Source organism: Rhodococcus sp. P4_F3_2, from assembly GCF_056401335.1.
Window position 1 is genome coordinate 382,998 of record NZ_JBFUJN010000001.1, and the last position, 22,900, is coordinate 405,897.

Genomic DNA, 22,900 nt, shown 5'->3' on the forward strand with positions numbered 1-22,900 from the left:
TGGCGTAGTAGTAAGGAGTGTGTCGTGAAGTCGAAATTGTTGATACCGGTTCTGGCGTTGGGTGTATTCGGAATCATCACTACGGAGATGGGCATTATCGGGGTTCTGCCTCAGGTCAGCGAAAAGTTCGGTATCACCGCGTCCACTGCCGGATGGTTGGTCGGTGTGTTTGCGCTAGTCGTGGCGGTGACCGGTCCGTTCACGACGCTGATCACCTCGGGAATCAACAGGAAAACCGTTCTGTTGGTGGCGATTGCAGTCTTTGCGGTCTCCAACATGGTGTACGCGAGCACGTCGAGTTTCGAGGTGATGTTTGTATTTCGGATCATTCCCGCCGTGGTTCACCCGGTCTTCTTCGCGCTCGCACTCGCGAGTGCAGTTCGACTGGTGCCACCGGAGGAAGCAACTGCAGCTGTGACGAAAGTATTTGCGGGTGTCACAGTAGGATTCGCATTCGGTGTACCGCTGACGTCGTATCTGGCCGAGAACTTCTCGGTGTCCACGGCTTTCGTTTTCGGTGCCGTGGTCAACGTTCTCGCGTTTCTCGGGATTGTCGTACTTCTGCCCTCGGCTCCGGTGACACAACGCCTGTCGTACGGCGCACAGGTCGGGATCCTTCGCCGGCCGCGCGTGTGGTTGACCATCCTTTCCGTCACCTTCGTCTTCGCAGCCATGTTCTCGGTGTACGGATACTTCGCCGAATACCTCGGCGGAGTGACGGGCATGAGCGGATCGTGGATCAGCGCGATGCTCTTGGCTTTCGGTGTCGTGATGATCTTCGGCAACTTCGTCTTCGGGGCGGTGCTCGCCAAGAGTGTGGTGCGCACGGTTGTGGCTTTTCCCTTGCTGTACATCGTCGTCTACGTGATGCTCTATCTGGCAGGCCCGTACTTCGGTGCGATGGTTGTAGCCGTGTTGGTTTGGGGTGTAGTGCATTCCGGTGGTCTGGTGGTTTCGCAGAGTTGGATGGGGCGAGACGCAGTCGACGCGCCTGAATTCGGCAACAGCCTTTTCATCTCGTTCTCCAACTTGGGGATCACGCTCGGAACTGCGGTCGGTGGACTGTTTCTCGCGCATTTCGAAACCCGCCAATTAGTCTGGGCCGGAGTATTGTTCTCGGTCCTGGCACTGGTGACGATCGGTGCTCGACTCTCGCTCGGGCACGTTCACAGCGAGAACGGTGTCAGTGTGCCGGTGTAGATTTTGGGCAGTGGCCGTGTGAACTCGCCGCGCGCACTGGTCGACAGTCCGAGGGTGACCAACGATTGAACCATCGTGACCCCAGCGGCAACGCCGTCGACTACCGGGACACCGAGTTCGTCGGACAAGTCCTGGCACAGGTCCGCCATGCCGGCGCAACCCAGCACGAGGACGTCCGAGTCGTCTTGCTCCAATGCGTCGAAACAGGCTTCCAAGATCACCTTTCGCGCGTCGGGATCACGATCGAGTTCCAGAACCGGAATCTCGCAGGAGTGGATACCCCGGCACCGAGCCTGCATGCCGTACCGGTCCACCAGATCGGCTGCGCGGCCGCGTGTTCGACCGAGGGTGGTCACGATGCTGAATCCGCGTCCCAGGAAACTTGCGTAGTTCATTGCCGCTTCGGCAACAGCTACGACGGGGCCCTCGGCCAGCTCTCTGGCTGCATCCAGGCCTGGGTCACCGAAGCAAGCAATGACGTAGCCGTCGACTTCGTTCTTTTCTCCGGCGGCGATCTCGGCCAGGATTCCGGGGATGCTGAGAGCTTCGTCGTAGTGGCTTTCGATCGACGCGGGACCCATCGCAGGGCTGACGGCCTCGACGAATGTGCCCGAGCCTGCGACGGCCCGGGCACATTCCTCGATCTTGGCGGTCATCGCCCACGTGGTGTTGGGGTTGATCACCTTGATTCTCATGACGATCAGTCGACCGTCACAGTGTCGGGAGAAGAAGCATTCCGGACAGCCAGGGAAGTGCGCGTGGCGAGTAGGTAGTAGACGGCAAATCCGAGCCCGCAACCGATGAACCAGCTGTACTGCGCTGCGGTGTACATCCCGGTGAGGTCCTTGCCCAGGACCGGGACCATCGCGACGACGGCTCCCACCACGGTGGCGATCACTGCAGCAGGATTGTATCCCTTGCTGTACCAGTAGGTTCCGGTCGGCGACATGCTGAACAGTTCGTCGACGATCACCTTCTGCTTGCGCACGAGGTAGTAGTCGGCAATCAGGATTCCGAACAGCGGACCGATGAAGGCTCCGAGGGTTTCGAGCGTGTAGTGGATGACGTCGGGATTGTTGTAGAGGTTCCACGGGGTGATGAGGATCGAGCCGATCGCCGCGATCATCCCGCCGGCGCGCCAGCTGATCTTCTGCGGGCTCACGTTGGAGAAGTCGAAGGCCGGGGAAATGAAGTTGGCCACGATGTTGATGCCGATCGTGGCGATGGTGAAGGTGAGTGCGCCGAGGACGATGGCGAAGGTGCTGTCGATTCGTGCCACTGTTGCGACGGGATCGGTGATCAGTTCGCCGTACACCGGCAGTGTCAACGACGCCGTGACGACGACCAACACCGAGAATACGAGGAAGTTCAACGGCAAACCGAGGAAGTTGCCCTTCTTGACTGCAGCGAACGACTTCCCGTAGCGGGAGAAGTCACCGAAGTTGAGCATCGGTCCGGAGAAGTACGAGACAACCAGAGCGATCGCACCGAGCATGACCGGCACGGCGTCGAAACCGGAGTATTTGACGTCGCCGAGTGTGAGATCGACAGCGCTCCAGCCTGCCTGGTAGATGAGGTACCCGCACAGCATGAACATCACGACGTACACAGCCGGCCCGCAGAAGTCGATGAAGCGGCGGATCGATTCCATGCCTCGCCAGAAGACGCAGGCCTGAAGTGCCCACAGGAGCATGAAACTTCCCCAGCCCAGTGCGGAGAGTCCGGCGAATCCGTAGTCTTCGACGACGGCATACGGTGCGAGTGACGGAAAGAGTTTGATCAGTACGACATCGAGGGCTGCCGAAGCGAGGAAGGTTTGAATCCCGTACCAGGCCACGGCAATCAGGCCACGAATGATTGCCGGGATGTTCGCGCCGAGGACACCGAACACGCTGCGGCAGATCACCGGATACGGTACGCCGGTAACTTGGCTGGGCTTGGCGACGAGATTGCAGAAGAAGTAAACGATCGTGATACCGACCAGCAGGGCGACGAGTACTTGCCAGCTGGCCAATCCCAGTGCGAAAAGACTACCGGCAGTGACATATCCGCCGACGCTGTGTACGTCGGACATCCAGAAGGCGAAGATGTTGTACGACGACCAGGTCTGCTTGCGAAGCGGCGCCAGATCCTCGTTGGTCAAACGAGGGTCGTAGCCCGGTTTGATCAGTCCGCCGCCGACCGGGTGGCCCGCGGCTTCTACGAGGTCGGCCGAGCCGGTTTCCTTTGGGGGAGTTGGGGTAGTGGTCGTTCGGGACGGAAGAATGTCGGTCATGACAGCTCCTGTGCATCAGTGCAGGAAATCAGCGGACAGTGCACGAGCTCTCAGCGTCAGTGATGAAAACTGTGTTGAGAGAAAGGTATCGACGCTGTGTTGCACAGCTATTGCGCAATCGGTATATCTTTCTCGGCCAGTAGGCCGGTGTCTGTCGGCAGAGTCGCGATCACGGTGTTGAGTCGGCGATGATGGATTTCGGAAGCACTCAGAAGAGCGGCTGCGTCCCGACGCAGGAATGCGTCCAGCATCGCGGTGTGATCGGAGTGCAGAACCTGGCGATCGACGCCGGCAACATGGACCATCGGCTGTACCGGTTCGGTGATGTTCCAGGCAGCTTCGAACATGTGCAGAAGTCGAAGCATTTGCGACGGTCGGGTCAGTGCGAGGTGAAAGTTTCGGCTCTCACAGTGATAGGACTGAGAGTCGTCGTAGCGCAACGCGATCTCCAGACGGGAATTCACCTCGACGGCGTGTTCGTGATCCTCTTCGGTGGCCTGCTCGACGGCGACGGCCAATGCAGCTGATTCGAGAGTTTCGCGGACGATGTACATCTCGCGCAGTTCTGCCGGCGTCAACTGAGCAACGGTGTAGCCGAATTGGTGGCGGTGGTCGACCAACGACTCTCCGACCAGGGTCTTCAGCGATTCCCGCACTGGTATTCGGCTGACCCCGAACACATCAGCCACGTCGCCGAGAGGGATCGGGGTACCCGGAGGCGCCGAACCCGACAGAATCACTCGGCGCAGTTCGTCGAGGATCGTTTGTTGTGGACTGCCGGGAGCATCGATTACCAGTTGCGTCAGTAGTACCGATCTACGGCGCGGTGGCATGTCGGTCTCCCTTCTCGTCGCTGCCAGGGTAGAAATCCGTTGTTTCGGGCGCGTGACACCGGCATGGCCGTCGTGAATCGCATCTGTGAGGGGCCGACATTTCGACTGCGATGACGAAGCACAAGTGAGCGCTGCTCAGGGCGACGAACGCGGGGGTAGCGTTGATTTGTAGTGGTTGGCAGAAAGCGAGTCGGTCGATGGCATCCGTTGTGCGATCAGAAGCCGACCAGCGAGTTGTCGGCAACTTGCCCTTGGAGCTGACGAGTTTTGTCGGCCGACGGCGTGAGTTGGCCGAAGCCAGAAGATTGTTCGAGTCGTCCCGTTTATTGACGCTCACCGGTATCGGAGGTGTCGGCAAGACGCGGCTCGCGATCCGGCTTGCGAGCGCGCTCCAGCGGGTGTTCCGAGACGGCGCGTGGTTGGTGGAGTTGGGGGAGCAGACGGATCCAGAACTCCTCGAGGATTACGTCGCCGTGATTTTGGGGGTGCGGCCGGTGTCCTCGTCGGACCCGCTGCACACTGTGATCGACTACTGCTCCGATCGCAGTCTGCTGTTGGTACTCGACAACTGCGAACATCTGGTCGATGCCGTCGCTCTGTTTGCCGGTGCGATCCTACGGCGATGTGCCGGTGTCAAGATCTTGGCGACGAGCAGAGAATCGCTGGGAATGGGCGGTGAGGTGACGATGCGCGTTCCCTCGCTCACCACGCCGCAGCAACAGCCGCGCGAATTCGAGGGACTTGCCCAGTACGAATCCGTGTCGTTGTTCACCGAGCGTGCGGCTTCAGTCGTCCCCGGTTTCACCCTCACTGAGGAGAACAAGCGCGCCGTTGCTCATATCTGTCACGACCTGGATGGACTCCCGCTTCCGATCGAGTTGGCGGCCGCTCGCCTGCGCGGTATGTCGGCGGAGCAGATCATGGATCGGCTCTCGGATCGTTACCGCCTTTTGACTTCTGGTGGACGCGACGTACCGAGTCGTCAGCAGACTCTCCGATTGTCGATCGATTGGAGTTACGACTTGTGCTCGCCTCCGGAGCAGCAGCTGTGGGGTCGGCTGACCGTGTTTTCCGGCGGGTTCGAGCTTGACGCAGCCGAGGGAGTGTGCGGGCAGGAATCGAGTTCGACGGAAGTGCTCGATCTCGTCACTGCGTTGGTCGAGAAATCCATCCTCATTCGTGAGGAGATCGACGGCACCGTTCGCTATCACCTGCTCGACCTCCTGCGGGAGTACGGACGAGAGAAGGCCGAGTTCTCGAACGACTACGTGGAACTTCGACGGCGCCAACGTGATTGGTTCGAAGCGCTGGTTGCTCGTGCGGAAGCCGAGTGGATCAGTGACCGGCAAGCAGCGTGGATCGCACGGCTGGGTCGTGAACAGCACAACGTCTACGACGCGCTGGAGTTTTCGATTTCCACTGCCGGGGAGGCGCGATCTGCAACGCGAATGGTCGGTGCGTTGTACAGATTCTGGCTTTCTGGTGGATTGCTTGTGCAGGCACGGTATTGGACGGATCGAGCTCTGAATACAGAGGATCGGGAGCTCGACCCGTTCCGCGTTGATGTCTTGGCCATCGACGCTGTGAATCACGCGATGCAGGGGGAACTCGAACGGGCACAAGCGCTGGTCGACGAGAGTTGGCTCCTGGCGAATGCCTTGGCGGACGTACGCTCACGCGGTCTGGCGGCATGGGGTGACGGATACGTCGATACCTTCAGAGGCAACTTCGATACCGCAACGGGCAAGTTGGAATCCGCGTTGACGCTGTTTCGATTGGACGAAAATCTGCTGCATGTGGTGATCGGCCTGGACACCCTGGGGATTGCGTACTTTCTTTCCGGGGCCCTCGATCGCTCGGTGGAGTGCAACGAAGAGACTCTCGCGATCACCGTGCCCGCCAACGAAGTGATGTTCCAGGCTTTTGCGTTGGGAACCCTCGGGCTGGTGGGCTGGCTCCGAGGTGAATTAGATGACGCACGTGATTATTTGACGCGGAGTCTGAGAATTCTCGATGCCCCGATGAACTCGGCGTGGTGTATCGAACCACTGGCGTGGATTGCTGCAGCGCAACGTGATTGGAAGAATTCCGCGGTTCTGCTCGGCGCGGCAGCCATGTATTGGCAGAAGGTCGGGGGTCGGCTGGCGGGCCTGCCGGGTTTGTCGCCGCATCACGACACTGCGGCAGAGACTGCTCGTAGGGCTATGGGTAAGAGTGCTTTCGACAAGTCGTTTCGCAACGGATTTGTGATGTCCGAGAGTGAAGCTGTCGCGTATGCGCTCGACGAGCGTCGCAGTGTTCCGGGTTCATCGTCAACTGAGGCACCTCACCTGACTCGTCGTGAGCAGCAAGTTGCGGAACTCGTTGCGCGGGGCCTGACCAATCGCGCTATCGCGGAACATCTCGTGATCTCGCTTCGTACGGCTCAGGGTCATGTGGAGCATGTGCTGACCAAATTGGGTTTCACCTCCAGAGCGCAGATCGCGGCGTGGTTCGTGTCGACCGAGCAGGAGACCGACTCCCGAGGCTGAGATCGCGGGCAGTGGTGAGCGCTTCTCGGGTGCAGTTCGCGGGGGTAGCGTTGGTTTTGGAGTGGAATCGCAGAAAGCGAGTCGGTCGATGGCATCCGCTGTGCGTGCAGAAGCCGATCATCGGGTTGTCGGTAACTTGCCGTTGGAGTTGACGAGTTTTGTCGGTCGGCGGCGTGAGTTGGCCGATGCCAGAAGATTGTTCGAGTCGTCCCGTTTGTTGACGCTGACCGGCGTCGGGGGCGTGGGCAAGACACGTCTCGCGATTCGGCTTGCGGGTGCGCTGCAGCGGGTGTTCAGCGACGGTACCTGGTTGGTGGAGTTGGGGGAGTTGTCGGATCCGGATCTGCTCGCGGATTATGTCGCCGTGACTTTGGGGGTGCGGCCGGTTTCGTCGTCTGATCCGCTGCGCGCTTTGATCGAATTTTGCGCCGATCGGAGTCTGCTGTTGGTGTTCGACAACTGTGAACACCTGGTGGATTCGGTTGCCCGGCTTGCCGGGGCGATCTTGCGTCGGTGTGCTGGCGTGAAGATTCTGGCGACGTCGCGAGAGTCTCTGGGTGTGGGCGGTGAGGTGGTGATGCGGGTTCCTTCTCTCACTACGCCGGAACTGCGGGGGCCGCGCGCTTTCGATGGGCTGGCTCGGTACGAGTCTGTTTTGTTGTTCGCAGAAAGAGCTGCGACTGTGGTGCCGGGTTTCGTGTTGACCGAAGGGAACCGGAATGCCGTTGCCCGTATCTGCCACGATCTGGACGGATTGCCGTTGCCGATCGAGTTGGCTGCTGCTCGGCTGCGATCTATGTCGGCGGAGCAGATCATGTATCGGCTTTCTGATCGTTACAGCCTTTTGACTTCCGGTGGGCGTGATGTTCCCAGTCGTCAGCAGACCCTGCGATTGTCGATCGATTGGAGTTACGACTTGTGCTCACCGCGTGAACAACGGTTGTGGGCGAGGCTGTCGGTGTTCTCGGGTGGGTTCGATCTCGATGCTGCCGAGGGTGTTTGCGGGCAGGATTCGAGTTCGACGGAAGTGCTCGATCTCGTCACTGCGCTGGTCGAGAAGTCCATCCTCATTCGTGAGGAGATCGACGGCTCAGTCAGATACCACCTTCTCGATCTACTCCGGGAGTACGGACGAGAGAAGGCCGAGTTCTCGAACGACTACGTGGAACTTCGATGGCGCCACCGTGATTGGTTCGAAGCGCTGGTCGTTCGTGCGGAAGCCGAGTGGATCAGCGACCAGCAAGCTGCGTGGATCGCAAGGCTGGGTCGTGAACTGCACAACGTCTACGACGCGCTGGAGTTTTCGATCTCGACGCCGGGTCAGACGCGATCAGCGACGCGAATGGTCGCGGCGCTGTACCGATTCTGGGTTCTCGGCGGTCGGATCGCTTCGGCGCGGCACTGGGCGGATCGAACCCTGAGAGCTTCCGATGGGGAGCCGGACACTTATCGCGTGGAAATTCTGTGTATCGACGCCGTAGCGCATGGGATGCAGGGTGACCTCGTCCGGGCGCGCGGACAGGTAGAGGAGAGTTGGCGCCTTGCCGAGGTCGTGGGAGATGTACGCTCTCGAGGCTTGGCTGGATGGGCGGACGGATATGTCGACACGTTCAACGGCGAATTCGACACTGCCGCCAGGAAGTTGGAGGCTGCCGTATCGCTTTTCCAATCAGCTGAGAATCTAGAGCACAAAGTGGCCGGCTTGATTACCCTCGGGCTCGCTTGCATCTTTACCGGCGCGCTGGAGCGATCGGTGGAGTGTTTCGACGAGTCCCTTGCCATCACCGGACCGCCGCACGAAGTGATGTATCAGGCGTCGGCGCTTAGCAATCTAGGGCTTGTGGACTGGTTTCGAGGTGACCTCGAGCGCGCACGTGACCATTTGGCGCGAAGTCTGCGGGCCACGGCCGCTTCAATGAACTCGGCGTGGTGTATCGAACAGTTGGCGTGGATTGCTGCAGCGCAACGTGATTGGAAGCAATCGGCGGTTCTACTCGGCGCTGCGGCGATGTACTGGCAGAAGGTCGGGAGTCGGCTCGCGGGGCTTCCGATCTTGTCACCCCACCATGACAAGGCGGCAAACGATGCTCAAAAGGCATTGGGTAAGGGTGCTTTCGACAAGCAGTTTCACCGGGGAATTGTGATGACCGAGGGTGAAGCTGTCGCGTACGCGCTCGACGAGCATCACAGAGTCCCGGAAACATCGTCGACCGAGGCGATTCGACTTACTCGTCGTGAACTGCAGGTTGCGGAACTGGTTGCGCAGGGCCTGACCAATCGCGCTGTCGCAGAGCATCTCGTCATTTCGCCGCGGACAGCACAGGGGCACGTGGAGCACGTGCTGACGAAATTGGGTTTCACCTCCAGAGCGCAGATCGCGGCGTGGGTGGTATCGACTGCGCAGGAGCGTGACTCGCGCGAGGTCAATGGTTCAGCAGATCGGAGCTGAAGTCCGATTGCAGTTCTCCCCGATCGTCGCCGCACAGGCAGAACACCGGGTACCGCTTACCTAGTTCTCGCCGTTGAAACAATACTCGCAGCGGTCCGGACGCATCCGCGCGCGGGGATTCCGTGAGCAACGTGTACAGCCACGGCCCCTCGTCCAATTCGACGATGGCGAGAACGGTCGTGGGGTCGCCGTGAACCGTTCGCCAGGACACGACAGTGCCGTCTCCGCAACACCGCGTTACGTCCAACCGCGCTCCGCGACACCTGGTGCAGACCGCGCTCGCGGGGGAGAGGATGGCATCACATTCCGCGCATTGGGGGAGTGTCAAGCATTCGGATCGTGATGAACGGCCCGAATATCGTTGCGATACAAGACTTTTTGTCAAGTTGACGTGATACATGTCAGTAGCGCCGGGCGAGATAGTATGGCATCGAGTCCACGGGTGCGCGTTTGACCGACTCCCCGGACGTCGGGGCGTGAAGGACCTCACCGCCTCCGGCATAGATCCCCACATGTTCCCCGCCGTAGTACAGGACTACGTCACCTGGCTGGAGATCGTCCCGGGAAATCGGAGCTCCGCCGACCGCCTGGTCGTAGGTAGTTCGCGGAATTGAAACGCCCGCTTGTGCATAGGCCCATTGAACGAGGCCGGAGCAGTCGAACGAGTCCGGTCCGGTCGCGCCCCAGACATACGGTGCGCCGATCTTGGACTCTGCGGCTGCCAATGCGCGGCCTCCATCCGAGGAAGCGAAAGCTGACACTTTCGCCGGATTCGTGACGACGGAAACTCCGGCGGTGTTCCAGTCGGGAAGCAAGGGGGCCTGAGCGTTCGCGGTGTCGATACTGACGGCAAGGGTTGTCAGTGAAAGCGCGCCGATGACAAGCGCCCTTCCGAGTGCGTTCTTCGTCGTGCTGGGGCTGGTGAATCGGTGGTGCGACATTTCTCGTGTTGCCTTCGCGTCGGTGCGTCCCGAAGCAGGTATCCGGCTGGGCGTGATCGGGCTTCGGCTTGTGACACACAGCCTGGTTTCGCCTCGACGTGTTCGCGCCGGTCAGTTGGACGGGATGCATACCTGTTTTCGAGTGGCGTGTCGGCAATCGTGACGTCTCGCGAAGTGGCAGAAGAAAGAAGTAGGTACCGATGCAGGTACTACGGTCGTCGCCGCGCCGGTGCGTGCGCGGCAACATCGAGTTCGATACTTCACCCGGAGAAAAACCTCACCTGAACTGGGATTTGATCATGATTGTCTCCGCAAGTCGAACCGATGCATTCATCGAGTGGCGCACCGCCGTGGTCGATTCTCGACCTGTCGACTTCGGCGTCGGTGGGCACGGCGAGACAGTGCTGTTTCTGCACGGTTGGGGGTTGTCCCCTCGCGCCTATGGATCTGCGCTTGCTGCCGTCGTTCACCGGGGATCCAGGGTGATTGCGCCTGCGCTTCCGGGACTTGGCGGTACGGTTGAACTAGACCGAGCCGATCGCAACTTCGAAGGTTATGCGGCGTGGGTGACGCGGTTTCTCGACGCGGCCGGAGTTACCGGTCCGGTGACCGTCGTCGGGCATTCGTTCGGCGGCGGTGTAGCGACAGCAGTGGCGCGGGACTTCCCCACGCGAGTCTCGCGCTTGGTTCTGGTGAACTCGGTTGGTGGTGGCGTGTGGTCGAGTGCTGGTGGTCAGGAGCGCCCGATTCGTGAACGTCCGTGGTGGAACTGGTGTGGGTCGGCGATGGTCGAGGCTGCCGAGTCGGTACACGCTCGCAGAATCCCGCAGTTTCGACTCGACGAGTTCGCGTTCAACGCGCTTCGCAACGCCCGTGGAGTGTGGCAAACGGGCAACCTCGCGCGGACTGCGGATCTCATCGATGCACTCGAAGAGATCGCAGTCCGCGCGATGCCTGTTGTCGTGTTGTGGGGAGCTGATGATCATGTGATTCCGCGAACGAGTTTTCATGCTGTCTGCGCCGCCTTGGGTGATCCCGAGGTTCGCGAGGTTCCGGGCAATCACAATTGGCTTATCGACGATGCGGAATTGTTCGGCCAGGTGCTGACGGAATCACTGGACGGACGCGCTGTCAGTGCGCCTGTTCTGTCTCCTTCGTTCGCGTTCTGTTCGACCACGCGGATTGCGCAGTGACCAGGCAGCCGGCGATCAGGGTGATGACCGCGATGACGCGCACGGCGCTGTCCGCGCCGGTGGTGAAGGCACTCAGGACGGCGTCGTGAGCGAGGGGAGTGTCGGCCATCTCGAGTCCGTCTGCGACCGTGCGCGGCGCGGCGCCGTCTCCATTGCGCATCGAGTCGGGCAATGCGCTGATGAAACGGCTGGTCAAGATGGTGCCGATGACGGCGACGCCCAAGGCGCTGCCGAATTCTCGTGCCGTCGCCTGCAGTCCGGAACCGACGCCTGCCTGTTCGAGGGGCAGCGAGTCCGCGATGTCGTGAGTCAATACGGGGAGCGCGGCTGCCGCGCCGATGCCGATGACGACGAGCCACAACGCGTAGGCGATATAGGGAGTGTGGGCTGTGCTGGTCGACAGCCCGAACATGCCGACCCCGATGAACGCGAATGCTGCCGCCACGGTGATGGTGGAACCCAGACGAGCCGAGATCAGCGGCACGAAGCGAGCACCGAACAGCAGTGGAATGGTCAGCGGTATCACCGCCAGGCCGGTGGTGAGAACGCTGAATCCCTTGGCGTACTGCAGAAATGATGCGTTGACGTAGAACAGTGCGAACAGACCGAAGAACGCGACGGTCATTCCCAGGCATCCCGCGCGAAGCAGAGGAAGGCGGAACAACCGCGGATCCAGCAAGGGTTGCTCGACGCGGAGTTCGACGATGATCCATGCCGCATAAAGCGACGCCGACGCGACGAACGCTGTGATCACCGTAGTACTGCCCCAACCACTTTCGGGTCCTTCGATGACGCCGACCAGCAACCCGAACGTCGCCGCCGTCAGCAAGACGGTTCCGACGGGGTCGAGACCGCGGTGATTTCGAGGGGTGCGAGGAGCAAGGTTGGCGACTGCGGCAGCACCTGCCAACGCGATGGGTACGACGGCGACGAACAACCAGCGCCAGGACCCGGTCTGCAGAAGCGCGCCACCACCGACATTCCCTGCCACGCCGCCGAATCCGGTCGACGATGCCCAAATGGCAATTGCGCGAGGACGCTTCTGTGGGGGAGTCGCGTGCATGAGGATTGCGAGGCTGTTCGACAGAACACAGGCGGCTCCGACTCCGGTGACGCAGCGGCCGATCAGCATCACCGCCACTGTGGGGGAACTCGCGGACACGGCGGCGCCTGCTGCGAAGAGGATCAACCCGATGGTCAGCACCCCTTTGCGTCCGAAGCGATCACCGAGTGCCCCGCAGGGGATCACCAGACAGGCGAAGACCGTGACGTAGGAATCGACGATCCATAGAAGCTGCGTCGAGGAAGGATGCAGAGAACCGGACGTCAGGAGCGGAACTGCCAGGTTGATGGCCGCGACGAACGCAATAACGAGGACGGTGACCGCGCACAACGTTGCGAGCACCAATCCTTGTCGCGCGTCCGAGTTCGCCCGACCCTCCGTCGGTATCGAAGTATATGTGGACAAGACGCACCTCTTTGCGGAAATTTGTTCTATTGCGGGAGTTGTTGATCGACAGCCAATTCGGCTACTGAAACGACAGTAGGGATCTCGGTAACGTGCGTCTACTGCAAAGATTGCAGTAGATAGTTGCGTATGGTGCAACTATGGCGATGGATATGGACCTCAATCTTTTGAGAGTGTTCGACGCTCTGGTAGCGGAGGGCAGTGTCACCGGCGCGGCCGAGCGATTGAACTTGTCGATACCGGCWACCAGTAGGGCTTTGGGGCGTCTCCGGCGTGCGATGGGTGACCCGATCTTTGTTCGTGCCGGGCGTGGGTTGGTACCGACGCCCTTTGCGTTGCGTGCAGCACCTCAGGTCCGATCGCTCCTGGAAGGGGCGCAAGGCCTGTTGATCGACCGCAAGAACTTCGAACCAGCAGAGCTCGAGCGGACTTTCGTGATCCGAATCAACGAGGGCACGGCGGCCAGCCTCACCCCGGCTCTGGTCAGGCGTTTCGCGGCGGAAGCGCCGAACGCTGTAATCCGTTGTGTCGGAGAGGGAAACGAGGACGTCGACTCGCTGCGGAACGGTTCGATCGATCTCGATATCGGCGCTGATCCGTTGCCGTCCTCTGATGTGTGCAGTGAGATTCTCTACCGAGAGGGTCATGTGGGCTTGGTATCGAAGTCGTCGCCGTTGGCCCGCACGGCTCAGCCGACACTCGCGCAGTTGTGTGAGCATCCACATGTCTCGACATCCAGACGTGGCCGGACACACGGACCGATCGACGACGCGTTGTCCGCAGTCGGAATGCGCCGGCGGGTGATCGCGGTGGTTGCCTCGCCCGTTGCGGCGGCGCTCATGGCGGCCGACAGCGATCTCGTTGCACTGGTGCCGGAAAGGCTTGCCCGATACTTTGCCGCTCGCCTCGATGTCGCCTGGTTTGCGGTGCCGACCGAACTACCGGCCGTCACCATCCACCAACAGTGGCACGGTCGGCTGGACCACGATCCAGCACACAAATGGCTGCGCGAACAAGTACGTGAGGCAAGCGTCTAGCTGGATTCGGCAGATGTTCTGTACTCTCGCAGTCATGCAACAGCGGAGCACGGGAACGGTGACACGGTCACTGTTGCTGCTTCTGCTGCCGTTCATCGCTCTTCTCGCCGTGCCTCCGCTTGGATCGTCGGGTAGCGCCGCGGTGCTGGGAACTGCGATTGCCGTCTTCGTGGTCGCAGCCCTCGCAACGTCGTCGAAGTACGAACTTCTGCAGCTGTGCGCGGTTTCGGCCACTGGCCCCTCTGATGACGAACGCTGCCTGCGTGGCGCTTTCCGCAGGCAGAGCAGCCCGGACGCGCCCGGCCGTCCACAGCCTCGAGCTCCGGGAATCGGTCTGTAGATCGGCCGTCGGCGGGAGTGAACTCGTCGTAGGTCGGTCAGACGTCTTGCGTCCACGACCATTCCCGCGCTCTCATCTCCTGTGAGCGTGCCTCTCGGTGAGGTTCATTCGTCATGCTCGATTTTGTCTACTACCCCGTGTCCGGAATCCTCTGGTTCTGGCACAAGGTCTTTTCACTGATCTCCGGATCACCCGACAACGGCGTCGTATGGGCGTTGTCGGTCGTATTTCTGGTCTTCACGCTCAAGGCTTTGCTGTTCAAACCCTTCGTCAAGCAGGTCCGCACCCAACTGGTGATGCAGAAGCTGCAACCTCAGATCAAGGCGTTGCAGAAGAAGTATTCGGGTGACCGGCAGAAACTCACTGTCGAGATGGCCAAGCTGCAGAAGGAACACAACTACAGTCCGTTGCTCGGCTGTCTGCCGATGCTCGTTCAGGCACCGGTGTTCATCGGCCTTTATCACGTCCTGCGATCGTTCAATCGGACTGGAGCGGCATCGCACGTCCCGTTTCTGAGCCCGACCGAACCGATGTCGGTGGCGGACAACGCGAATACGGCCAACTACTTCTTCAGTGCCTCGGACGTGCAGTCGTTTCTCGACGCCAAACTGTTCGGCGCGCCGTTGTCCGCCATGATTTCGAGTCCGGCAGCGCAACTGGAAGCGTTCGGCGACGTCAGCCGTATCTCCATCATTCTGGTTGCCGTACCGCTGATGATCTTCGCCGCCGTCGCTACACATTTCACGTCGCGGGCGTCCATCGCGCGCCAAGTGGTCACCGGAACCGTCAACCCTCAAACAGCGATCATGAACAAGCTCGCATTGTGGGTGTTTCCGGTGGGTGTGATCGCTTTCGGTGCTTTCGCGCCCGTGGCGATCCTGCTGTATTTCGTGAGTAACAACTGCTGGACGCTGGGACAACAGCATTTGGTCTACGGCCGGATCGCGGCGGAGCAGAAGGAAGCTGAATCGTCGCCGACACCCGGAGTGACTGCGCCCCAGTCGCCCAGGGTGGCTGCAGCACCGCCGCTGCCGGGTGCAAAGCCGATCCGCGCCAAACGCAAGCGATGACAGAAAAGCGACCCCTCCCTACCGGCGGGTAAGGCACGTACGCTGGAATGCATGACCAAATGGACCGCAGAAGACGTAGTCGATCAGACCGGCCGCACATTTGTCGTCACGGGGGCGAACAGCGGGCTGGGTGAGGTAGTCGCACGGGCGCTTGGCAAAGCCGGGGCCGACGTCGTCCTCGCCTGTCGTGACACCACGAAGGCCGACGCCGTAGCCGCCGAGATCGGACCCAACGCGGTTGTCCGCAAATTGGACCTCTCGGATCTGTCGTCGGTACGAGCCTTTGCCGACGCAACGGAGAAGGTCGACGTCCTGGTGAACAACGCCGGCGTGATGGCGGTTCCGTTCCACCGGACTGTCGACGGATTCGAAATGCAGATCGGCACAAACCATCTCGGGCACTTCGCGTTGACCGGATTGCTGAAGGACAAGCTCACCGACCGTGTCGTGACGATGTCCAGTGCCCTGCATCAGCTCGGAACTGTCGATTTGGACGATCTCAATTTCGAGCGTCGGAAGTACAACCGCTGGTTGGCCTACGGGCAGTCCAAGCTTGCCAATTTGTTGTTCACGTACGAACTTCAACGCAGGCTTGCGGCCTCGGGTTCTTCGCTCAAAGCGCTCGCTTCGCATCCGGGATACGCGTCGACGAACCTGCAGGGGCACACCGAGTCGATCCAGGACAAGCTGATGGGAATCGGCAATTCGATCTTCGCGCAGTCTGCGGAGATGGGTGCCCTTCCCGAACTGTGGGCGGCAACCGCACCGGATGCCTTCGGTGGCAGTTACATCGGACCGGACGGTCCGTTCGAGCAGCGAGGTTATCCGAAGGTCGTGGGGTCGAACAAGAAGTCACACGATTCGAAGACAGCCTCGGGCTTGTGGACGCTGTCGGAGAAGTTGACCGGAGTCTCGTTCGGGATCTGATTCAGATATGAAGGTGGCCGCATCAGGTCGATGAAAGCCTGCGGTGCATTCTCCAGGCCTTCGACGATGGTCTCGTCCCACTGAATCTTGTTGTCGGCGAGCCACCCTGCCATGTGGGTGCGGAATTCGCCACCGAGGTGACGGTAGCCGCCCACGAGGAATCCGCGCAGTGTGAGCTGCTTGCCGATCACCAGTGCCAGGTTGTGGGGAGCGGTGGGCTTCTCGGTGGTGTTGTACTGAGCGATGGCTCCGCACAAGGCAATCCGGCCACCCTGGTTCATGGCATCGATGGCGGCTTCGAGATGCTCGCCACCGACGTTGTCGAAGTACACGTCGATGCCCTCAGGGGCGGCAGCGGCGAGCAGTTCGGTGATCGGGCCGTCGTGGTAGTCGAATGCCGCATCGAATCCGAGTTCGAGAAGTCGGGCAACCTTCGCCGGTGAACCGGCGCTGCCGATTACTCGCTTCGCTCCAAGCAACTTGGCGATCTGACCGACGAGCGATCCGACGGCACCGGCTGCGCCGGAGACGAATACGGTATCGCCTTCCTTGAACTCCGCAACCGCGGTGAGGCCGGCATACGCGGTGAGGCCAGTCATGCCGAGGGCACCCAGGTAGGCCGTCGCCGGCGCGATGGACGTGTCGGCCGGAGTCACTGCGGATCCGTCGAGGATGGCGTATTMACGCCATCCGAGGCCGTGGACGACAACGTCGCCCACAGCGCGATCAGCCGACTTGGATTCGACGACCTCGCCGACAGCACCACCGTCGAGCGGCGCACCGACCTGGAACGGCGGAAGGTAGGACTTCACGTCGTTCATTCGGCCGCGCATGTACGGGTCGACGGAGATGGCGATGTTGCGGACCAGGATCTGGCCGTCTTCGAGTTCGGGGAGTTCTACTTCGGCGGTGGCGAAGTTCTCCGAGGTTGGCCAACCGTTCGGGCGTGAAGCGAGACGGATTTCCCGGCTGACAGTGGTGGTGCTCATTCGTCGTCCTTACTTACTTCGAGGGTGACCTCGATGTTGCCGCGAGTTGCATTGGAGTACGGGCACACCTGGTGCGCCTTCTCCGTCAACTCGACGGCCTGATCATGGGGCAGATGGGGGAGTGAAACCTCCAGCGTCACAGCAAGTCCGAAGCCTCCTGCGCCGTTGGGGCCGATGCCGACCCGCGCACCGACTGCGGAATCAGCCACGTTGGCCTTCTCGGCGCGGGCGACCATCTGCAGAGCGGAGTGGAAGCATGCTGCGTATCCGGCGGCAAAGAGTTGCTCGGGGTTGGTGCCTTCGCCGCTGCCACCCATTTCCTTGGGAATGGCGAGGCCGAGATCGAGGCGTCCGTCCGAAGTGCGAGCGTGACCGTTGCGGCCTTCGCCGGTGGCAAGTGCTTCTGCGGTGTAGACGATGTTCATGACTTCTTCTTTCCGTCGGAGTGGGCGTTGGATGCTTGAAGTGACTCACCGAGACGAGTGAGAACGTCTCGGAGTTCGGTGAGTTCGTCGTTACTCAGACCAGTGGCGCCTGCGAGCTTGGCCGGGATGTCCTCGGCCTTGCTGCGCAAGGTGGAACCCGCCTCGGTCAGGTGAATCTCGACGCGACGCTCGTCCGTGGTGAGGCGGCGGCGCTCGATGAATCCCAGACCCTCCAGCCTCTTGAGCAGCGGCGACAGAGTTCCGGTATCGAGATCGAGTGCCTCACAGATCTCACGCACGCCCCGGCCGTCTCGTTCCCAGAGTGTCAACAGGACGAGGTACTGGGGATACGTGATTCCCAGGTCGTCGAGCATTGCCCGGTACGCGGCCGTAGTGGCCCGCGACGCCGAATAGAGGGCGAAGCAGACCTGGCGTTCGAGAGCGAGTGGGTTGGTCACGAGAGCAACTGTAGCGCACAGTTAAGTTGTGCACAACAAAGAAGTGTCAAATAGATCTGCGGATGCACAGCCGTCTGGTTACGGCGTCGACAGAATCTCGGATACGCACCCGAGGAAGGCGAACACTGCCTGGGCCGCGGGTGCTGGAAATCGGGTGCGCACTGCCAGCCCGTCGTGGGTGCGTGAGAACCAGAACTGAACGTCGTCGGCGCTCGACACGCGACTGAGTTGCTGCGGATTGATCGGCGCAGGTTGTGAGTCGCCGGGCCGTGATTCGCGGGGGCGAGATCCACCGGGCATGGTCCGGTAGTCGGCGTAGGACACCGAGAAGATGTCTCGGCGAGTGGGCGAAACCTCGGGTCCCAAGCTCCTCAACACTTGTCTCGACGACACGGACGACAGTGAAAGTGCCTCGTGGAAAGCGAGATTGACTGCCCGAGCAGTGCTGTGAAGATCATCCATGCTCGTCACGGTCATGGGTGCATTGGCCACCAGCCAGCCGAAGGTGTGGTTGTGCCGCGGTTCCCGACGCGTGTGAACAGGGAATAGAAGGCGTGTGTCTCGCTTTTCGGTCAATTGTGTTGTGGCCAAACCGATCGACGCAAGAATCGCACCGAACGACGAGTGTCGATGATCGGCGCAGTTCTGGTCGAACAGCTCTGCTTCGTCGGCGTCGAGGAGCATTCGGGTGTCTGTGCCCTGGGGCGACATGGTCCCGGCGGGCAGCCCCAGATCTACGGGAAAATGGGGAGTGTCACCCCCGCAAGCTCGAAGGAAGGACCGCCACCCCGCAATGCGGTGGTCGCCGGGCTCTGGATCCGCGGTTGCCGATTCACGGAAGCAGTAGTTGAGGAAACTCCCGGGCTCGGGCAAGAGATCCGACGCGATCGGATTACGTTCCGCCCGCGTGTATTCACGATACAGAGTGCTGATCTCGGTAATTGCGATGCTCATGGACCAGCCGTCGCAGATGGCATGGTCGAATCCGCAGATCACTGTCGACTGGTCCTCGCGGGTGATGGCCCCGAGAAAGTAGGCGGGAAACGCAAAAGGATTGCACCATCGATCCAAGCGCTCGCCCAAGAGTTTTCGCACCTGTTCCGGCGTTCGCGCGTCCGCCACTGTTTCCTCACGGAGGCGCAGATCGACGACATCGGCGACGTCGACGAACAGCGCCGAGGATTCATCCGCTTCTTCGGCCTGGGAGAACGAGCACGACAGGGCGTCGTGACGGGACGTCCATTCCTCGAAGCTGGCCCGGAGTGCGTCCGTGTCGATCGGGCCGGGAACGTCGAAAGTGGCGGCGAGCCAAGTCGTATCGCCGCGGCTCCCGGCAAGATGCAGCTGCTGATTCGAGGTCGGAGGAACCGGATACGTCGATCCGGTGGAGATTTCGCTCGGCGTCCACTGCAGGATGCGGCCCGGCCGTGCCTCGAACCTGTCGAGAAAGGTGATGTGCATCAGGCGGTCTCCACTTCCTGACGTGCATCCACCTGACGAACGACACGGTAGTCGCCGGTATCGGCGACCGTTCTCAGGACGTTGCGGAGGTGTCGAAGGTACCGATCCACCGATGTGTGCGCTTGCTCGGTATCGGGGAAACTGACCATCACGTACGTACGGTCTTCCTTCCGGTTGATCCACATCGACAGATCACCCGTCGTTCCTGGCCCACCAAGTGCGCGCGCTTCGAGTTCGTCGTGGTGCTCGGCACCTGGAATCAGGCGCATGTCGATGTACGACACCATCGGCGGGACCGAGGTTCCGCCGATGTCGGATCCGGTCAACTTCGACGCCTGGGCGATCACCGAGTGAATGGACACGTCCGCGAGTCCCTTCACGGCTGCGCGAGCAGCGTGAGCAAGGGGGAGTGCATCGGTGAAGGTGGTGACACCACTCAGCGTGAACGAGACCGGGACGAGATTGATGAACCAGCCTTGAGAAAACAGGTATCTCGGATCGGAACGAGTACCGACTGCGTTGAGCGCGAAGTAGTTCGCTCTGTCAGCAACTTCGATCTCGGTGAGGGCGAGGGCTGCGAAGATCCCCGTGGAGAATCCGACGCCATTGGACTTGCACAGCGCTGCGAACGCGGCTGACTCGTCGCTGTCGAGAACGTCGATATGTGTGCGGGTCGACCGGGTCTGTTCGCCCTGCGCGACGCCGAGGTCGAGGGGGAACGTCGGGAGTTGTCCGGCGTTGGCGGCGAGAATCGAAATCCATTGCTGCACAGGTTCTGCGGCTAGGTCGAGGTTCTTCGCCGCTGCCTGTTCTTCGCCGCTGTACTCGACGTAGCTACCGGGAGAGGGAAGTTGAGCGTCGATGCCGGCGCTTTCGGCGATGTACAGCGCACGAAGTTCTTCGACGCCCAGCATCAGCGACAGGCCGTCGGTGTGCGAGTGATCGACGCCGTAGTAGATGGTGAAACCGGCGCCGGTGCCGTGCTCGACGGCGCCACTGGTGAACGAAGGCCATTGCAGTGGGCTGGTATCGCCTGCGAAACTTCGGCTGACATGCTCGCGAACCGCATCGGTCGTGTTCAGGGAACCGACGCTGTGCGGCGCGAGTTCGATCGTCGATTCATCCACCACATGACGGTCGATGACCCCGCTGCCGCCAGGATCTTCGGATGGTCTCACCTCGAACCAACTGTGAAGTGTGTTGTGCCGCAAGACAAACGCCTGGACAGCCCGACGCAGTGCCTCCCGATCGAGATCACCGGGCAGAGTGAACGTGAATCCGATCCACGGTGACCAGTCGACGCCTTGTGCGCGCTTGTGATCGGCGRTACGAATGTGTCCCTCTTGGAGGAACGAGAGAGGTTGGTCGCTCAGTGGTGCTCGAGATGCTGCCGTCAGGGACTGCTCAGTAGGCCTGAACTCGGTGAGCGTCCCGGCTTTCGGTGCCCAGAGATCGATGGGTGTCATTTCCATGAGAGTTCTCCTCGATCGGTGCAGCGGTATTGATCGGTACAGCGGTGTTGGTCGGAGGTGAGCATGTGTCGGTCGAGAAGGCAAAGTCCTCCATTTCGCGGCGTAGGAGTCCCGCGAACTGATGGATGTGGCGGCTTGTGCGCGCGTTGCCTGGGTGGCGTATGGCCAGATTGAGCCCTTCGGGAGTCCGTGTGAGCCAGATGTAGACGTCGGTTCCCGAATGATCGCGACTACGAAGGCCTCTGGTCTGCCAGCTCGTCCATTGCTCGGCACCAGGAACGTGACGAACGTCCATGTACGAGAGCACGAACGGCAGGTGCTGCGGGGAGTCGATCAGCTCGCACACTTTCGAGTACGGCAGGGCCGCTGCGGGGCGGACGCGTCGCATCTCCGTGCCGGCAACCTTGGCCAGATCGCTCACGGTTGCTGCGGGGGTAATCGGAATCCTCACCGGCACAACACCGATGAACCATCCCAGCGACGCGGCCCATCGAAGCTCCGAACGGGTGTGTTGCGGCACCACGACGCGGAATTCGTCTGCACCGGTGAGATCGCCGGTCACCTTGGCCGCGCACGCGAGTATCGCGGCCAGGAATCCTTGGTTGCTGCGCTTGCTCGCTTCTGCCAGGCGTTCGGCTCCCCGGGCGCTCAGAAGCCAGGCGGACAGGCTCTGCTGAGGGACTCGGCGTCCGGCGACCGGTTCGGGCAGCGCTGGAAAGAGCGGAGCCTCGCCCTGCGCGTAGAACTCGCGCCACGTCTGCACCGCCGGGTGAGAGCAGTCCGCGTGTCCCACGAGATCTCGTTCCCTGGTGCCGAAGTCGATGTAGCTTCCGGTCTCCGGCGGCGAGGGAGGGCTTCCCTCGCTCGACGAACGGTAGATCGTCTGCAGTTCGTGCGCGGTCAACGCCACCGAATATCCGTCCAGCAGAGCATGATCAGCGGCAAAGACCACGGTGAAATGGTTGGGACCTTCAATCGTCGCGAACTGGTACGCAGGCCACACAAGTGGATCGGTCGACCGGTCGAGCAGTTGCTGCAGATGCGTGAAGACGGACATCGAGGACGCAAGATGTCCGACTTCGTTACCCAGAATTCGGACGTCCCCGGGACCCGCGGTGCGTCGGACTATCGCTTCGCCCTCCATGGCGACTCGTGTTCGGAGCACTTCGTGGCGATCGATCCAGTGATCGAGAGTGGCCGCCCAGATCCTTCGGTCGAGTCGGTCGTGGATGCGAAACGAGGTGCCCAGCCACGACGGAGTGCATCCGTCGTTGTGATGGTGCGCCTGCCGTTTCGCCTGCTCGGCATGTTTCAAGTGTGCTTCGTGTATGTAGCTGGCGGGACGCTGGTCGACAGGCCACAGTTCGGGCGGATTCACTGCGGCAGGAGTCCACTCGGTGACGGTCCCAGGAGGTAGGGGATAGTCGGCAAGTTCCGTGAATTCCATTGGGAAACCTGATCTCTCGAGATGGCGAAAGGTGGGGATCGTGAACGGGGCGGATGTTTGTAACCGAGAGTGACAGATGATTAGTCAAGGCAAGTAGAACGCGACCTGAGGCTCCGCGCAACTGCTTCGGTCCGGGATGTGACGAGGAACATTCTGCTCGTTATTTCGGACAATTCGAATACTGGACATCCGGTTTACTGCCCTGGTCACCTGTCAGTTGATCGATCAATCACTCTGGGGTGAAACAAATTTCAACAGACCGTTGTGAACTCCGTCGGACGGCGAAGAATGTGCGCATGCGAATGTCGGAATATGTTCGTGTGTAGCAATTTTCGTAAGTGTTTGACTGTATCTCTTTTAATTGCAACAGGGTTCGTGTACAGC

General features: G+C 60.9%; 20 protein-coding genes. 8 read left to right on the forward strand and 12 right to left on the reverse strand.

Going from position 1 to position 22,900, the window contains the following annotated elements; translation table 11 throughout:
• The first annotated feature begins 24 nt into the window (after nt 1–24).
• Entirely contained in the window at nt 25–1,200 is a 1,176-nt protein-coding gene (locus tag AC1DWA_RS01900; protein ID WP_031333776.1) for an MFS transporter, read from the forward strand.
• Here the strand turns inward: AC1DWA_RS01900 and AC1DWA_RS01905 are convergent.
• The 3 genes from AC1DWA_RS01905 to AC1DWA_RS01915 form a co-directional block, all read right to left on the reverse strand.
• On the reverse strand, nt 1,167–1,895 hold the full coding sequence (locus AC1DWA_RS01905; protein WP_256063150.1) for an aspartate/glutamate racemase family protein: 729 nt from the start codon (nt 1,893–1,895) through the stop codon (nt 1,167–1,169). The two genes, AC1DWA_RS01900 and AC1DWA_RS01905, sit on opposite strands and share 34 nt — an antisense overlap.
• Before the next feature lie 5 nt (nt 1,896–1,900).
• Entirely contained in the window at nt 1,901–3,475 is a 1,575-nt protein-coding gene (locus tag AC1DWA_RS01910) for an NCS1 family nucleobase:cation symporter-1 (protein WP_029256096.1), read from the reverse strand.
• Nucleotides 3,476–3,582: 107 nt separating this feature from the next.
• Complete coding sequence (locus AC1DWA_RS01915) at nt 3,583–4,308, reverse strand: GntR family transcriptional regulator (RefSeq protein WP_020908886.1); 726 nt, start codon at nt 4,306–4,308, stop codon at nt 3,583–3,585.
• A gap of 197 nt (nt 4,309–4,505) precedes the next feature.
• Between AC1DWA_RS01915 and AC1DWA_RS01920 the strand changes: the two genes are divergently transcribed.
• Both AC1DWA_RS01920 and AC1DWA_RS01925 read left to right on the forward strand, forming a co-directional pair.
• Entirely contained in the window at nt 4,506–6,839 is a 2,334-nt protein-coding gene (locus AC1DWA_RS01920) for an ATP-binding protein (RefSeq protein ID WP_477846804.1), read from the forward strand.
• A gap of 88 nt (nt 6,840–6,927) precedes the next feature.
• Nucleotides 6,928–9,288 (forward strand): ATP-binding protein, encoded by a 2,361-nt coding sequence (locus tag AC1DWA_RS01925; protein WP_046379118.1) that lies wholly within the window; start codon nt 6,928–6,930, stop codon nt 9,286–9,288.
• On the opposite strand, the gene AC1DWA_RS01930 is transcribed toward AC1DWA_RS01925, so the two are convergent.
• Nucleotides 9,263–9,499 (reverse strand): PhlB family protein, encoded by a 237-nt coding sequence (locus AC1DWA_RS01930; RefSeq protein WP_020970572.1) that lies wholly within the window; start codon nt 9,497–9,499, stop codon nt 9,263–9,265. The genes AC1DWA_RS01925 and AC1DWA_RS01930 overlap by 26 nt on opposite strands.
• Before the next feature lie 190 nt (nt 9,500–9,689).
• The gene (locus tag AC1DWA_RS01935; RefSeq protein ID WP_021332140.1) at nt 9,690–10,229 is read right to left on the reverse strand and encodes a C40 family peptidase; all 540 of its coding nucleotides are present in this window, start codon (nt 10,227–10,229) and stop codon (nt 9,690–9,692) included.
• Nucleotides 10,230–10,528: 299 nt separating this feature from the next.
• Here AC1DWA_RS01935 and AC1DWA_RS01940 point away from each other — a divergent pair, with 299 nt between their 5' ends.
• Complete coding sequence (locus AC1DWA_RS01940; protein WP_477916450.1) at nt 10,529–11,422, forward strand: alpha/beta fold hydrolase; 894 nt, start codon at nt 10,529–10,531, stop codon at nt 11,420–11,422.
• On the opposite strand, the gene AC1DWA_RS01945 is transcribed toward AC1DWA_RS01940, so the two are convergent.
• A complete protein-coding gene (locus AC1DWA_RS01945) occupies nt 11,361–12,827 on the reverse strand; it encodes an MFS transporter (RefSeq protein WP_477846806.1) in 1,467 nt (488 codons plus the stop codon). The genes AC1DWA_RS01940 and AC1DWA_RS01945 overlap by 62 nt on opposite strands.
• A 203-nt stretch (nt 12,828–13,030) precedes the next feature.
• On the opposite strand from AC1DWA_RS01945, the gene AC1DWA_RS01950 reads away from it, so the two are divergent.
• The 4 genes from AC1DWA_RS01950 to AC1DWA_RS01965 all read left to right on the forward strand — a co-directional run bounded on the left by AC1DWA_RS01950 (nt 13,031) and on the right by AC1DWA_RS01965 (nt 16,264).
• Nucleotides 13,031–13,927: a LysR family transcriptional regulator gene (locus tag AC1DWA_RS01950; RefSeq protein WP_021332143.1), complete on the forward strand. Its 897-nt coding sequence runs from the start codon at nt 13,031–13,033 to the stop codon at nt 13,925–13,927.
• Between the two features lie 34 nt (nt 13,928–13,961).
• The gene (locus AC1DWA_RS01955) at nt 13,962–14,267 is read left to right on the forward strand and encodes a DUF6412 domain-containing protein (RefSeq protein WP_029256089.1); all 306 of its coding nucleotides are present in this window, start codon (nt 13,962–13,964) and stop codon (nt 14,265–14,267) included.
• Between the two features lie 113 nt (nt 14,268–14,380).
• Nucleotides 14,381–15,337, forward strand: coding sequence for a membrane protein insertase YidC (gene yidC / locus AC1DWA_RS01960; protein ID WP_477846807.1), 957 nt, complete (start codon nt 14,381–14,383; stop codon nt 15,335–15,337).
• Between the two features lie 51 nt (nt 15,338–15,388).
• Complete coding sequence (locus AC1DWA_RS01965; RefSeq protein WP_477846808.1) at nt 15,389–16,264, forward strand: oxidoreductase; 876 nt, start codon at nt 15,389–15,391, stop codon at nt 16,262–16,264.
• Here the strand turns inward: AC1DWA_RS01965 and AC1DWA_RS01970 are convergent.
• The 6 genes from AC1DWA_RS01970 to AC1DWA_RS01995 form a co-directional block, all read right to left on the reverse strand.
• Complete coding sequence (locus AC1DWA_RS01970; protein ID WP_477916451.1) at nt 16,159–17,253, reverse strand: NADP-dependent oxidoreductase; 1,095 nt, start codon at nt 17,251–17,253, stop codon at nt 16,159–16,161. The genes AC1DWA_RS01965 and AC1DWA_RS01970 overlap by 106 nt on opposite strands.
• Complete coding sequence (locus tag AC1DWA_RS01975; RefSeq protein WP_003939720.1) at nt 17,250–17,678, reverse strand: organic hydroperoxide resistance protein; 429 nt, start codon at nt 17,676–17,678, stop codon at nt 17,250–17,252. The genes AC1DWA_RS01970 and AC1DWA_RS01975 overlap by 4 nt, the downstream gene beginning before the upstream one ends.
• Nucleotides 17,675–18,136, reverse strand: coding sequence for a MarR family winged helix-turn-helix transcriptional regulator (locus AC1DWA_RS01980; RefSeq protein WP_003940568.1), 462 nt, complete (start codon nt 18,134–18,136; stop codon nt 17,675–17,677). The genes AC1DWA_RS01975 and AC1DWA_RS01980 overlap by 4 nt, the downstream gene beginning before the upstream one ends.
• Nucleotides 18,137–18,214: 78 nt before the next feature.
• Nucleotides 18,215–19,597: a condensation domain-containing protein gene (locus AC1DWA_RS01985; protein ID WP_477846810.1), complete on the reverse strand. Its 1,383-nt coding sequence runs from the start codon at nt 19,595–19,597 to the stop codon at nt 18,215–18,217.
• A complete protein-coding gene (locus AC1DWA_RS01990) occupies nt 19,597–21,069 on the reverse strand; it encodes a condensation domain-containing protein (RefSeq protein ID WP_477916452.1) in 1,473 nt (490 codons plus the stop codon). Before AC1DWA_RS01990 ends, AC1DWA_RS01985 begins: the two co-directional genes overlap by 1 nt.
• Entirely contained in the window at nt 21,002–22,516 is a 1,515-nt protein-coding gene (locus AC1DWA_RS01995) for a condensation domain-containing protein (RefSeq protein ID WP_477846812.1), read from the reverse strand. The genes AC1DWA_RS01990 and AC1DWA_RS01995 overlap by 68 nt, the downstream gene beginning before the upstream one ends.
• Between the last annotated feature and the right edge of the window lie 384 nt (nt 22,517–22,900).

Coding starts and splice junctions, on each gene's coding strand:
- AC1DWA_RS01905 (WP_256063150.1), bottom strand. CDS start 1,895: ATGAGAATCAAGGTGATCAACCCCAACACCACGTGGGCGATGACCGCC.
- AC1DWA_RS01910 (WP_029256096.1), bottom strand. CDS start 3,475: ATGACCGACATTCTTCCGTCCCGAACGACCACTACCCCAACTCCCCCA.
- AC1DWA_RS01915 (WP_020908886.1), bottom strand. CDS start 4,308: ATGCCACCGCGCCGTAGATCGGTACTACTGACGCAACTGGTAATCGAT.
- AC1DWA_RS01920 (WP_477846804.1), top strand. CDS start 4,506: ATGGCATCCGTTGTGCGATCAGAAGCCGACCAGCGAGTTGTCGGCAAC.
- AC1DWA_RS01925 (WP_046379118.1), top strand. CDS start 6,928: ATGGCATCCGCTGTGCGTGCAGAAGCCGATCATCGGGTTGTCGGTAAC.
- AC1DWA_RS01935 (WP_021332140.1), bottom strand. CDS start 10,229: ATGTCGCACCACCGATTCACCAGCCCCAGCACGACGAAGAACGCACTC.
- AC1DWA_RS01940 (WP_477916450.1), top strand. CDS start 10,529: ATGATTGTCTCCGCAAGTCGAACCGATGCATTCATCGAGTGGCGCACC.
- AC1DWA_RS01955 (WP_029256089.1), top strand. CDS start 13,962: ATGCAACAGCGGAGCACGGGAACGGTGACACGGTCACTGTTGCTGCTT.
- yidC (WP_477846807.1), top strand. CDS start 14,381: ATGCTCGATTTTGTCTACTACCCCGTGTCCGGAATCCTCTGGTTCTGG.
- AC1DWA_RS01965 (WP_477846808.1), top strand. CDS start 15,389: ATGACCAAATGGACCGCAGAAGACGTAGTCGATCAGACCGGCCGCACA.
- AC1DWA_RS01975 (WP_003939720.1), bottom strand. CDS start 17,678: ATGAACATCGTCTACACCGCAGAAGCACTTGCCACCGGCGAAGGCCGC.
- AC1DWA_RS01985 (WP_477846810.1), bottom strand. CDS start 19,597: ATGCACATCACCTTTCTCGACAGGTTCGAGGCACGGCCGGGCCGCATC.
- AC1DWA_RS01995 (WP_477846812.1), bottom strand. CDS start 22,516: ATGGAATTCACGGAACTTGCCGACTATCCCCTACCTCCTGGGACCGTC.